The organism is Sutterella seckii (genome assembly GCF_009183815.1).
GTDB lineage: Bacteria > Pseudomonadota > Gammaproteobacteria > Burkholderiales > Burkholderiaceae_F > Sutterella > Sutterella seckii.
Window position 1 is genome coordinate 1 of sequence record NZ_WEHX01000247.1, and the last position, 480, is coordinate 480.

Annotated in this window: 1 protein-coding gene; it reads right to left on the reverse strand. The window is 55.2% G+C overall.

What is annotated here, in order from left to right:
- The coding region (locus tag GBM95_RS12045) for a transposase (RefSeq protein ID WP_193222712.1) at positions 1 to 480 on the reverse strand (480 nt) is incomplete at both ends.

The window sequence follows — 480 nt, forward strand, 5'->3', positions numbered from 1 at the left end:
AGCCAAAGGTACCGTGATTTCTTAAGCACGCCTTCGGTCTTGGATTCCCTGCGGCGCACTTGATCCAAGGCATCATTGCAGTTCTTGACTACGTGGAACTTGTCGATGATTACTTCCGCATTCGGCAGGGATATCTTGATGCCTCTGTCGAAGGCAAGCGACATGTCGCTCGTAACTGCCGTAACGGCCTCAGAGAGGCCGCCGTGAGCGGCGAAGTCCAGGGCGAACTTATCCACGGTTGAAGAGTCTTTGCCGTCCTGGACGTTGATGACGCTGCCCGTTTCAAGGTCGGCAAATACGGTGACGTAATCCGTTCCTTTCTTGCTGGTCTCGTCAATGCCAATCGCGGTTACGCCGCTCAGGTCGACTTCAGCTCTGGCAGCCTCTACGTAGTGCTGAATGATCCGCCACAGGCGATTGTCGGTGACTTCGCATTGCTTCGCGCAGCTTGCCACTGGTGCGGATTGAGACATCATCAGC